The 12650-nt window shown below is 52.7% G+C and carries 10 protein-coding genes; 5 read left to right on the top strand and 5 right to left on the bottom strand.

What is annotated here, in order from left to right; translation table 11 throughout:
* Position 1: 1 nt before the first annotated feature.
* From mlaD to QQL62_RS03270, 3 genes are read left to right on the top strand one after another with little or no spacing between them, the layout of a single operon-like run.
* Complete coding sequence (mlaD, locus tag QQL62_RS03280) at positions 2 to 445, top strand: outer membrane lipid asymmetry maintenance protein MlaD (protein ID WP_284376113.1); 444 nt, start codon at positions 2 to 4, stop codon at positions 443 to 445.
* Complete coding sequence (locus QQL62_RS03275; protein WP_284376112.1) at positions 442 to 819, top strand: DUF2155 domain-containing protein; 378 nt, start codon at positions 442 to 444, stop codon at positions 817 to 819. Before mlaD ends, QQL62_RS03275 begins: the two co-directional genes overlap by 4 nt.
* 5 nt (positions 820 to 824) lie before the next feature.
* Positions 825 to 1367, top strand: coding sequence for a YkgJ family cysteine cluster protein (locus QQL62_RS03270; protein WP_284376111.1), 543 nt, complete (start codon positions 825 to 827; stop codon positions 1365 to 1367).
* Here QQL62_RS03270 and aat read toward each other — a convergent pair.
* From aat to QQL62_RS03245, 5 genes are all read right to left on the bottom strand, one after another.
* Positions 1333 to 1944, bottom strand: coding sequence for a leucyl/phenylalanyl-tRNA--protein transferase (aat, locus tag QQL62_RS03265; RefSeq protein WP_284376110.1), 612 nt, complete (start codon positions 1942 to 1944; stop codon positions 1333 to 1335). The genes QQL62_RS03270 and aat overlap by 35 nt on opposite strands.
* Before the next feature lie 10 nt (positions 1945 to 1954).
* Entirely contained in the window at positions 1955 to 3304 is a 1350-nt protein-coding gene (accC, locus tag QQL62_RS03260; RefSeq protein WP_284376109.1) for an acetyl-CoA carboxylase biotin carboxylase subunit, read from the bottom strand.
* Positions 3305 to 3319: 15 nt separating this feature from the next.
* Complete coding sequence (gene accB, locus QQL62_RS03255; RefSeq protein ID WP_284376108.1) at positions 3320 to 3817, bottom strand: acetyl-CoA carboxylase biotin carboxyl carrier protein; 498 nt, start codon at positions 3815 to 3817, stop codon at positions 3320 to 3322.
* A 96-nt stretch (positions 3818 to 3913) separates the two neighbouring features.
* Positions 3914 to 5236, bottom strand: coding sequence for a M48 family metalloprotease (locus QQL62_RS03250; protein WP_284376105.1), 1323 nt, complete (start codon positions 5234 to 5236; stop codon positions 3914 to 3916).
* A 106-nt stretch (positions 5237 to 5342) separates the two neighbouring features.
* Entirely contained in the window at positions 5343 to 8225 is a 2883-nt protein-coding gene (locus QQL62_RS03245) for an Rne/Rng family ribonuclease (protein ID WP_284376104.1), read from the bottom strand.
* A 429-nt stretch (positions 8226 to 8654) separates the two neighbouring features.
* On the opposite strand from QQL62_RS03245, the gene QQL62_RS03240 reads away from it, so the two are divergent.
* Entirely contained in the window at positions 8655 to 9884 is a 1230-nt protein-coding gene (locus QQL62_RS03240; protein ID WP_284376103.1) for an N-acetylmuramoyl-L-alanine amidase, read from the top strand.
* A 134-nt stretch (positions 9885 to 10018) separates the two neighbouring features.
* Positions 10019 to 12595: a penicillin-binding protein 1A gene (locus tag QQL62_RS03235; RefSeq protein WP_284376102.1), complete on the top strand. Its 2577-nt coding sequence runs from the start codon at positions 10019 to 10021 to the stop codon at positions 12593 to 12595.
* Positions 12596 to 12650: the final 55 nt, after the last annotated feature.

The following is a 12650-nucleotide window of genomic DNA, read 5'->3' as shown; positions in this document are numbered from 1 at the left end:
CATGTCTAATTCAAAAATGGAAACCGGCGTTGGCGCCGTGGTTCTTATCGCAGCAATCGGCTTTCTCAGCTATTTGGTCAACAGTTCTGGCGTTGTTGCCAGTAGCGAAGGGTTCGAGCTAAAGGCGTCGTTTCGCTCTGCTGATGGGATCGGTGCTGGGACCGATGTGCGCATGGCCGGGGTGAAAATCGGTACCGTTACCGATTTGGCACTTGATCCGGAAAGCTTCCGCGCTGAGGTCGTGTTAGAGCTGTACCAGGATTTAAAAATTCCAGATGACAGCGGTGTGGCCGTCAGCCAAGAAGGTCTGCTGGGTGGGTCATTCGTAGAAATTCTGCCTGGCGGATCAGATTTCGCGATGGAACGGGGCGGCGAGTTCTTGGATACACAGGGATCAGTGAGCTTGGTTTCACTGCTGTTAAAATTTGTGTCTGGCAACAAATGAAGCAGTGGCTCTCTCTTGTCTTGGTTTTGTTGGGAACGGCAGCGCCGGCGCAAATTGATCAGCCGACAGTTGATGGTGTCGGTGCGATTTTGCGTACGCTTGATCGGATAAATGGTCAGGTTCAGGACTATGACGTAGCGGTCGGTTCCAGCATCGAACACGCCAAAATCACCCTGACGGTGAATGAATGCCGCTATCCCAGCAATGCGCTGAATTCGGATGCATTTGTGCATCTGTTGATTTCTTCAAACCTTAGCGAGGCAACCTTGTTCGAGGGCTGGATGATTGCCTCTAGCCCTGCATTGTCTGCGATGGAACATCCGCGCTATGATGTATGGGTTCTGCGCTGTATCGCTGCGCCATCTGTGGAGTAGGAACATTGGAAACGAATGCGCAGAGTCATCCGTGCTTAATGTGTGGATTATGTTGCAATGGCTCATTATTCAAAACGGCAAAGCTGTATGATACCGACAATACAGATTTGATCGAAGTGACAGACGATAAAAATGGCGAAGCCCGTTTTCGGCTGCCGTGTAAAAATTTCTCAACCAAGTGTGAAATATACGATAAAGAGCGCCCAAGAACCTGTGTACAATTCAAATGCAAAACATTGATTCGGTTTGAAAATGGCAAGATTTCCCATAAACGCGCTCTAGAAATTATCAGCCAGATGCAGGTCTTGGTTCGCAAAGTCTTGGAAACGATCCCCAACGGAGATAATGCCGCGATTGTTTCTGTATCTAATTTTGTTAAAGATCATAAGATGGATATGCTAGACCTCAGTTTCAGACGTCAAAATGGGCAGAAAATTCTATTGGTGCACAAATATCGTAAGATGGTCAAAAAGCATTTTATCGTTGGGACAAAGGCGCGCAATGGTATCCTGTCTAGGGTTTTGAAAAACCGGGATCAATCGCTGTAATATCGGCCTTGGATTTCAGGGCATGTTTCAGACGCGCTTGGTAATCCGCTCGGGGAATTTCTATGGCCCCAAGGCTTGCCAAATGATCAGTGATGAATTGTGTATCAAACAAGGTATAGCCGCCATACTCTAGGCGTTGCATCAAATAGGCGAGTGCCAATTTAGATCCATTCGGGGCGCGGGAAAACATGCTCTCGCCAAAGAAAGCAGTGCCCAGTGTTACCCCGTATACCCCTCCAACCAATTGATTGTTAACGAATATTTCTTGCGAGTGCGCATAACCCATCTCGTGAAGCTTGCAATATAGGTTAAATATTTCAGCATTGATCCATGTTTCTGGGCGATCTGCACAGGCCCGGACAACATCCGCAAAACAGCTGTTGAAACGCACTTCAAAATTACCTTGGCGGATTTGACGACGTAGCGAGCGCGAGATGTGAAATTTACCAATTTCAAATACCCCGCGATTCTCGGGGTTTACCCAGAAAATTTCTGGGTCAGAGGCGCTCTCTGACATCGGAAAGATGCCAGAGGCATAGGCCTGAAGTAACAGAAGTGGGGTGATTTCTTCGCTCACCCCAGCCCCCTTACAAAACGTCTTGTGCGTCCAGCCATTTTTCCAACCAGTGAATATCGTAATCGCCGGTTTGAATGGCCTCTTCGTTTAACAGCGCATCAAACAGGGGTAGGGTCGTATCGATACCATCGATCACCAGTTCGCCCAAGGCCCTCTTTAGGCGTGCCAGTGCTGCTGGGCGGTTGGTACCAGATACGATCAACTTGCCGATCAAGCTGTCGTAATAGGGTGGGATTGAATATCCGGCATAAAGAGCGGAATCCATACGAACCCCCAGCCCACCCGGGGCGTGAAACTGTGTTACCTTGCCAGGGCAGGGTGCAAAATTTGGCAACTTCTCTGCATTGATACGTACCTCGATCGAATGGCCCTTAATTTCAAGGTCATCCTGTACGAAGGTCATATCTTCACCTGCGGCGACACGCAGCTGCTCTTTTACCAGATCAACTCGGTAAATGGTTTCCGTTACAGGGTGTTCCACCTGAAGGCGGGTATTCATTTCAATGAAATAAAACTCGCCGTTCTCATACAAAAACTCGATGGTACCAGCACCGGAATACCCAATATCAGCTACAGCCTTGGCACATGTTTCACCGATCTGTGTACGCAATTCTTCGGTGATTGTGGGGCCGGGGGCCTCTTCAAAAACCTTCTGGTGGCGACGCTGTAGCGAACAATCACGCTCGCCCAAATGCACCGCACGGCCTTTGCCATCCCCAAAAACCTGTACCTCAATATGACGGGGCAGGGTCAGGTATTTCTCGATATAGACCTCGTCATTGCCAAAGGCGGCTTTGCCCTCGGCGCGGGCCGTGGAAAACGCCTCGTCCAAATCTGCCTTGGTCTGGGCCAGCTTCATGCCGCGCCCGCCACCACCTGCGGTGGCCTTTACAATCACAGGGAAGCCCATCTCATCGGCGACCTTATGTGCCTCTTCGATTGTCGGAACCCCACCAGCAGATCCAGGAACACAGGGCACGCCCAGTTTTTTCATGGTATCCTTGGCTGTGATTTTATCACCCATCAAGCGAATGTGCTCTGCACTTGGCCCAATGAATGTGATGTCGTGATCTTCTAACACCTGCACAAAAGCGGCATTTTCTGATAGAAACCCATAGCCCGGGTGCACGGCTTCGGCTCCGGTGATTTCACATGCGGCAATAATTGCAGCCACAGAAAGATAGCTGTCGGTGCCCGAAGGCGGCCCAATACAGACACTTTCGTCGGCCATGCGCACATGCATGGCATCTGAATCCGCGGTCGAATGAACCGCAACCGAGGCGATGCCCAGCTCTTTACAGGCACGAATAACCCGTAGGGCAATTTCACCACGGTTCGCGATTAATACTTTTGAAAACATCCCGTTGCCCCGCGATTATTCTAAAATAATCAGTGGTGTGCCGAATTCTACTGGCGTTCCGTCATCCACCAAGATCCGCGCAACCTTGCCTGATTTAGGGGCTGGGATTTGGTTCATGGTTTTCATCGCTTCAACGATCAGGATTGTTTGACCCTCTTCGATGGAATCACCAACCTTAACAAATGCAGGGGCACTGGGCTCTGGTTGTAAATAGGCGGTGCCAACCATTGGCGATGTTACCGCGCCAGGGTGGCCAGCCGGGTCATCAGATGCGGCCGCTGGTGCCTCGGGTGCGCTGGCTACGGCGGCGATTGGCGCCGGTGCCGCGGCAACAGGTGCAGGTGCTGCGACCACGCTTCCTGTGGGCGCAAAAGAGCGTGTTACGCGTACATCAAGTGTTTTGTCATCGCCATAGTCGCGCTTTACGCGGACCTCTGCCAAATCGCTCTGTTCAAGAACAGCAGCCAATGCTTCGATGAATTTTACGTCAGAGTTTTGATCTTTTTCGTTCATGCTTCCCTCGTGGTATGCCAAAGGCCTAGAGCCTTGTTCGCGTATACGCCATTTTACGGTGGGTTAAAAGCATCTTTGCAGGGGTCACTGGCGGATTTACCGCTTGCTTTTTGTGGAAGTACGCTTTGACAGGATCAAAATATCCTCGGCCTTAATCCAGCCAGAAGACCCCCGTGGTAATAGTCCCTGTGCGCGCTTTGCATGGGTGGCGGCCACCTTAAAATTCCCGTTCAACGCATAGCGTTCTGCGGTGATTGCCGAGGCCAGACCAGGTTGTTTGTTTTGCGCATAGGCCAACGCAAGATCGCGTAGCATTCTGCTGTCGCGCGGATCAGCTGAATAGGCCTTTTTTAAGACACCCAATGCCTCGGGGCTTTTGGCGGCCAGTAATGCGCGCCCAAGGCCTGCGCGGATCAGGGGCTGGTTTTTAGATAGGGATACCGCCTTGCGATAGGCCGTAACAGCGGATTTGGCATTGCCATTCTCTAAATGGAACTGCCCGTTTAACTCGTGGTAATAGGGATCATTGGGGTACTGGCTGATCAGCCGATTAATTTCCTGGGCGGCGCGCTTTTTATCGGGTTTTTGGTGATACGCAATGGCGCGTGTATAGGTTGCGATTTCAGATTTATCAGATTTGGAAACTCTGCGTAGAACGGTTCGCGGACTGCCTGTAAAGCCAATGAATTTGGCGCGCATTCGTTGGTACCAATAGGCGCTGTCCGATTTTTTCGCCTTAACAGTACTACCCGCGACAAAGCCCCGTAGGCCAGAAATCCGCGCAGAATTCAAAGGATGTGTAAGCGTATAGGGATCGCGGCGATTGGCGGTCAGCAGATCTTGACCTTGGAAAATCTCTAAAACCTCTAGTGCTGCCTTGGGCGGAATACCAGCCGCCGATAAATAGCGTACGCCAGCCTGATCTGCACTGGCCTCTTGTGCTCTTGTATGACTTAGAAAACTACGTGTGGCCGCGCTCTGACTACCGGCAGCCAATCCGATTGCAGCCTCACCAGCACCTGCAGCGGCGGCGGCCCCACTTAGCAACAAGCCCAGTCCAGCTGCGGTGCGCGCGCGGGCCAGATCAGAGGATCTCTGAGCCAAATGACCACCGGTAATATGGGCAATTTCATGAGCCAGAACCGCCTGCAATTGCTCGACTGTTTTCAGGCGTGTGACCAACCCGTGATGGATGAAAATGTTACGCCCACCGGCAACGAAGGCGTTCATTGATCTGTTGTTAACCACATAAATATTCACTGAATTCTGTGAAAGCCCGGCGGCGCTTAACAGAGGGGCGGCAATTTTGCGAAGAGAGCTTTCGATTTCCGCATCGCGGATTAGGCTCTGTGCTTGGGCTGTCAGCCCATTGAAGGCAAGGGCGCACGTAAGCACGGCGAATTTAAGAACATGTTTCATGGGGCGACTGTGCTAATTTAGGCGCGCAACGTCCAGCCCCAAATCTTGAACCCGCAAAAATGTGCTTAAATGTGAAAAGGCCCGCAATTTGCGGGCCTTTGAAAAATTAGGAGCGAGACCACCAGCCACGCCGCTTGGGCTTGGCCTTAGGTTCTTCGGGGGCAGGTTGTTCCAAAACCGCCGTTTCCGCCTGGGCCGGAGCAGGGACCACAGGCTCAGGAACTGGCTCTGGGGTGATCTCTGCTGCTGGTGCAACCTCGGGGGTTGGTTTCTCGGCGACTGTTTTTTCAACTTTTGGTTTTGCGGCGGCCTTTTTGCGTGGGGCGCGTTTTTTTGGTGCAGGTTTCGCTGCGGCTTCTTCACTTGCAGGTTTCGCTGCGGCTTCTTCACTTGCGGGTTCCGCTGCGTCTTCGGCCACCACCTTGCGCGGACGTCCGCGTTTGCGCTTGGGCTTTTCTTCCGCTTCAGGGGCTTGGTCCTCGGCAGTTGTGGCAGTCGCCGCGTTGTCTTCTGCTACGGTGGCCTCTTCACTTGCCTTTGGCTTGCGCTTGCGCGGGGCACGTTTTTTTGGTGCAGGTTTTTCCGCAACCTCTGCCACTGGTTCAACCGCCGCCGGCTCTTCTGTGCTGGCCTCTGCAGGAGGGGTCTCTGCATCTGTGGCCGTTTCGACAGCGGCTACGGCCTTCTTGCGGGGGCGGCCGCGTTTGCGCGGTGTCTTCACCTCGGGTTCAGGTGTTTCATCTGCGGGCTTTACAGGCTCGACTACAGTATCTTCTGCTGCGTTTGGCGTGTCTGATTGCTCTGGTGCAGGGGGGGTATCTGCCTGATCTACCTGTTCCGTGCTTTGTTCTGGGTTCTGGGTGTTTGCATCATCCTTGCGGCCACGACGACGACGACGGCGGCGGCGCTTTTTGGGCTTGTCTTCATCTGACTCGTTGGTCGGTGTTGGATTTGGTTCAGACGCGACATCGCTCTCGACCACAAATGCAGTGGGGATTTCGATCGGATCGGCCACAATGCGCGAGGATGTTTTGCGTTTTTCCAGCTGATATTCGGTGCCTATCATTGCTGGCGAGGCCTCGATGACAATAGACAGGCCATATTGGGTTTCAATCAGGCCGATATTATCGCGCTTGTGGTTTAGTAGATAATTGGCAATCGCCACGGGCACCGTAACGGCCACCTCTTTGGTGCGCTTGCGCACGGCTTCTTCTTCGATTTCGCGCAAGATGGATAGGGCTTGGCTGTCGTCAGAGCGCACCAACCCTGTGCCCAAGCAATGCGGGCATTCCTTGGTTGTGGCCTCTAGCATACCGGGGCGCAGGCGTTGCCGTGACATTTCCATCAGACCAAAGCCAGAGATGCGGCCAACTTGAATGCGGGCGCGATCGTTCTTGAGCTTGTCTTTCATACGTTTTTCAACGGCGGTGTTGTTACGGCGCTCTTCCATATCGATGAAATCAATCACGATCAGTCCAGCCAGATCGCGCAGGCGCAATTGGCGGGCCACTTCTTCCGCTGCCTCAAGATTGGTTTTCAGAGCCGTTTTCTCAATTGAACTTTCTTTGGTTGCTTTGCCAGAGTTCACGTCTATTGCAACCAAGGCTTCCGTAACGCCGATCACGATATAGCCACCAGATTTCAGCTGAACCGTTGGGTTGAACATACCACCTAGATAGTTTTCAACCTGAAAACGCGCATAGAGAGGCATGCGATCTGTGTATTGTTTTACGCGGTTTAGATGCGTAGGCATCAGCATGGTCATATAGGCTTGTGCGGCCTCGAAGCCGCGCTCGCCCTCGACGATGATTTCGTCGATGTCGCTATTGTACAGGTCGCGAATCGATCGTTTAATCAGATCGCCTTCAGCATAGATTTGTGCAGGGGCGATGCTTTCTAGTGTTAGATCGCGGATCTGCTCCCACTGCCGGGTTAGATACTCATAATCACGGATGATGTCGTCTTTGGATCGCTTGGCACCGGCGGTACGTACGATCAGGCCAGCGCCTTTGGCGACCTCTAGCTTGCTGGTGATATCTTTAATTTTCTTGCGGTCTTGGGCATTTGTGATTTTACGCGATATTCCACCACCGCGCGCAGTGTTTGGCATCAAGACACAGTAGCGGCCCGCAAGCGATAGATATGTGGTAAGTGCGGCACCTTTGTTGCCGCGCTCTTCTTTGACCACCTGAACCAGTAGAATTTGGCGTACTTTGATGACTTCTTGGATTTTATAGCGGCGTGGGCGCGGTTTGCGCGGGCGGACTTCTTCTTCGACGTCTTCGTCCGCTACAGATTCGATGCCATCATCGATCTGCGCATCCTCGTCAGAATCATCCTCGTCTTCGCTCTCTTCAGCCTCAATCACCTCTTGGGTTGTGGCTGGTTCTGATACCTCGGCAGGGGCACTCTCTTCTATGGGTGTATCCGCCTTTGCTTCTGCCTCGATTGGCGCGTCGGCCTCCGCTGGGGCACTTTGCTCCTCGCTGGATACGGCACTTTCAACAGGGGCATCGACATCGCTGGCTTCTGGGACATCCACCAGACCAGAATCGCTCTCTGCAACCTCGATCACCTCGGAGGTAACAATCGCATCTTCGGCGGCGGCTGCTGCGGCGGTATTTGATTTCCGGCGACGGCTGCGAGATTTACGTGGTTTGGCCTTGGCGGCTTTCTCGGCCTCTTCGGCTATAGCCTTGGCATAGGCCTCTTCCTCTTCCAACAGCTTCTCGCGATCGGCTACAGGAATTTGGTAATAATCTGGATGAATTTCTGCAAAGGCCAAGAAACCATGACGATTACCACCATAATCAATGAACGCGGCCTGCAGAGAGGGCTCGACTCGGGTGACCTTGGCAAGGTAGATATTACCAGCAAGCTGGCGTTTATTCAGGCTCTCAAAATCAAATTCGTCAACTTTGTTTCCATCTACAACAACAACGCGAGTTTCTTCTGCGTGTGTCGCATCGATAAGCATTTTTTTAGACATGTTTTTCTTTCGTCACGCAAAACGACACCCCCTAGAACATGGGGGAAAATCTGTTTGTGAGTGATTGGTAGGGGCGACAGTCGCGGCAGGCACGTTTTCGCAAAGGGCAATGGCCCCTTGTATCGTATTTTCGATTCTGCACACGCGTTTCATCGCGGTTTTCTCCGGTGATCTTATCGATCACCCTTTAAGGCTGTCCATGCGCGATGCGCACGTAGGCTGTTCTTTTGCGGCCCTCATGGCCTGTTGATGGTGCAGAGGCGGACTTTGGCGGGGTGTACCCTAGGCCTGTCGCATGCAGCGCAACCAACGAAACTGACTGCGTTTTATATTCAACGCGTGACTTATTGATAATTTGCTAATCACATAATTACAATCTGTTTTTCTTGCGTTATGAATGACGCTTGAACAACGACAAAGATATGCGTGATGAAACGACTGTTTAAAACCCTGATCTGTGGTGTGGTGATCGCCCTTGCGCCTATGGGGATTCACTGGGCGGATGCGCAAGAGCTGCGGGCAATTGCGCGAATTAATCCCGATAATTCGTCTATCACCGATCGCCTGTTTGGTGGTGTGCGCGTGAGGTTATCCCTAAGCCAAGGCGTGCCCTATCGAATATTTATCGCGGATCAGCCAAAGCGACTGATCCTTGATTTCAAAACTCTAGAGTGGAACAGCGCGGGTGCGCAGGCGATTACCACATCAGAAAAAATCGGTGCGGCACGCTTTGGTGTGGCTTTGCCGGAATGGTCACGTTTGGTTTTACCGCTTTTGGCGCCAATGGGGATCGAAACTGCGCAAATGAGTGTGGATAAATCCAACGGTAATGCGGAATTATTGGTAGAGCTTAGAAGCGTTAGCGAGGCAAGCTTTCACGCTCAGGTCAGCAGCAGCCAGTCCGAGATTCATACAAGTTTTGCGGAGTCAGGTGATGCAGCACCGATCGCAAGCGGCCCGTTGATGGTGGCAATTGATCCCGGCCATGGTGGGGTTGACCCAGGCGCGGTCGTACAGGGCTATAAAGAAAAGGACTTGGTTCTACGCTTTGCGCGGGAACTGAAAGAAGCGTTAATCCGCACGGGTCGCTATTCAGCAGAGCTGACCCGAGGAGGGGACGATTTTGTTTCGTTAACTGGTCGCATCGAGAGAGCGCGCCACATGGGGGCTGATGTGTTCTTATCGCTTCATGCGGATGCCTTGGCGCGGGGATCAGCCAGTGGGATCACGGTTTACACCCTATCTGCCAAGGCCTCTTCTGAGGCTGCGGCGCAATTGGCGGCACATCTTGATCGCGCTGATTTGCTTGCTGGTGTGGATCTAGAGGGCACGGACGAGACTATTGCCACCGTGTTGATGGATATCGTGCGGGTAGAAACCGAGGCGCGGAGCAATGCATTGGCGTCGGAATTGGTAGAGGGCATCGCAGCATCGGTTAATAGATCACGCAAGCGCCCAAAGCTTTCGGCTGCATTTACGGTGCTAAAGGCTCCGGATATCCCTTCGGTTCTAATCGAGCTGGGCTTTATAACCAGCAAGCGCGATCTGCGTAACTTGCTGAACGAGGCGTGGCGCGAACAGGTGGTAAATGGCATTATCGCCAGTCTTGACAAATGGGCGCTAGCGGATGCCGCACAGGCAGATTTACTACGGAAATAGGACAATCCTAAAAGATAGGTTTAAATCTATGGTCTAACCCCCTAAATAAGGGGCAAACCTCCGATAGGGTAGGGCGGGGCTTTGACGCAGATGCGCGCAGGGCCTATACTCGTCCAAAGATCAAAGGAATTGCTGTGCTTCGTTTTGTATTGCGAATGTTGGGTGGGCTATTTGCCCTAGGAACTCTTGGTTCTGTGCTGGGGGTGGCCATGTTGGCCGCGCTGTTCCTTGTTTATGGCAAGGATCTGCCTGATCACGAACAGTTGGCCAGCTATGAACCCGCCACCATCAGCCGCGTTTATTCTATTGATGGTAGTGTGATGGATGAGTTCGCCCAAGAGCGGCGTATGTTCACACCAGCACCCGACATCCCCGATCTGGTCAAACAGGCGTTTATTTCGGCCGAAGATAAGAATTTCTATGATCATGCCGGCTATGATCCGGTGGGCATTGCCAAGGCGCTGGCTGAATTTGGTTTGGCCAAGGTTAAGGGGCAACGTGCAGAACTGCGCGGCGCCTCCACCATTACCCAACAGGTTGCCAAGAACTTCTTGCTGGATGGATCACGTAAGCTAGAGCGCAAGGTCAAAGAGATTATTCTTGCCACTCGTATCGAAAGCACACTGGGCAAGGATAAAATCCTAGAGCTATATCTAAACGAGATTTTTCTGGGGCAGAACTCATATGGTGTAACCGCTGCCGCTGAAACCTATTTCAGTAAACCCCTAGAAGACTTGAACCTGCAAGAGGTGGCCTACTTGGCTGGCCTGCCCAAGGCCCCCAGCGATTATCACCCGATCAAGCAACGGGCCCGTGCGCTAAACCGGCGAAACTACGTTCTGGGACAGCTGTATGCGAATGACTATATTTCCTTGGATCAATCGCGCGGGGCGCGCAGTTCGGAATTGGTAACCGTGCAGGGAGGCGATATCGCTTCTGCCCGCTCGTTACGTCCGCCACGCAATTATTTCACCGATGAAATCCGCCGACAGCTTTCTGTATCCTTTGGTGAAGAAGAGTTTTTCTCGGGCGGGTTGTCCGTGCGTGCAACTATGGATCCAGAATTGCAGATCGAGGCCGAAAACGCACTGCGCGATGGTCTGGAAAAATATGACCGCGCGAACAGCCCCTGGCGCGGGCCGGTGGCGCGGATTGAGTTAGATCGTCTGGATGAAGAGTCTGTGTGGCGCGCCGCCTTGTCTGATTTAACAATCCCACGGGATATAGATGATTGGCACCCCGCTGTTGTTCTGGGGGTTGATGCCAAAACCGCCCAAATCGGTATTCAAGGTTTTGCTGTCAACGAAACAAGCACCCTGTCCTTTGCTGTCGAGAGCAAATGGGCCAAGAACCGTGCACTTGAGGATGGCAAGCGCCTGCGGATGAAGGCGGCGACTGATATGTGGTCTGTGGGCGATGTGATCTATGTAAAACCGACCCGCGCTGATGACGGCAGCATCAGCAATTGGACACTACGCCAAATTCCAGAGGTACAGGGCGGATTTATGGCCATGGATGTGCATACAGGGCGCGTTTTGTCTATGCAGGGCGGATTTTCATATCAGCACAGCGTGTTCAATCGCGCAACACAGGCCAAACGCCAACCAGGCTCATCGTTTAAGCCCTTTGTCTATGCCGCGGCGCTCGACAGCGGCTACTCGCCCGCCTCAATCATTGTAGATGCCCCGATTGAAATTGACACACCACAGGGGCTGTGGCGCCCGAAAAACGCATCGAATAAGTTTTATGGGCCTGCACCATTGCGCGTCGGAATCGAGCAATCGCGCAACCTGATGACCATTCGCTTGGCCCAAGATGTGGGGATGAGCGTTGTGGGCGGCTATGCCGAACGTTTCGGGGTTTATGAGTATATGACACGCAACCTGTCTGCCTCACTGGGCGCACAGGAATCGACTCTGTTTAAAATGGTGTCTTCCTATGCAATGTTTGCCAATGGCGGCGAACGCGTCGAACCTACCTTGGTAGATCGTGTTCAAGATCGTTTTGGGCAGACCGTCTATCGCCATGATCAACGCCAATGCCTTGATTGTTCGGTGCCCGAAATAGCGGCTGGGCATTCCCCGCGCATTGTGACCAACCGCGAGCGGGTGATGGATCCTGTTACCGCGTACCGCCTGACATCAATGATGCAGGGCGTGGTCGAGCGCGGCACCGCGCGCCGCGTGCGCATGCCCAATGTGGCGATCGCCGGTAAGACCGGCACCACCAACGAGGCCAAAGATGTGTGGTTTATAGGCTTTACCAACAATATCGTGGCGGGGTGTTATATTGGCTATGATACGCCCACACCTCTGGGGCGTAACGCCTCGGGGGGCGGCATGTGCGGGCCAGTGTTCAAGCAATTTATGCAAGCGGCCGTAAAAAAATATGGTGCGGGCAAATTCACGGTGCCCGAGAATACCTATTTTGCCAAGTTTGACCGCTATTCGGGTGCGCAGCTGCCTGATGATGAGCAGGGCGCGCATGTGGTATCCGAGCTATTTCGCATTGGCGAAGACCCGCTATTGGATGGTTTGCTTACGGTTATTGACGGTGGATTTTCCGCCAGTGCCGATATCGAAATTTTCCAAGAATTCCTGAACAGATCAGGCATTGGCCAAGAAGAGGTCGTGGTTGAAACGGCAACAGGCGAGAAAAAGGCCATCGGCAAGGCCAGTTTTGGGAGCCTTTCCAGCGGTGGGCTATACTAGCCCTTTACCCTGCGCCGGTGTCTTTGTAGAACAAGGGAAACAGGACCCTTGGGAC

Origin of the sequence: Amylibacter marinus, from assembly GCF_030160015.1 — a bacterium.
Taxonomy (GTDB): Bacteria; Pseudomonadota; Alphaproteobacteria; order Rhodobacterales; family Rhodobacteraceae; genus Amylibacter; species Amylibacter marinus.
The sequence above is the reverse complement of the archived record's forward strand: the minus strand, read 5'-3'. Positions and strand labels throughout refer to the sequence as shown.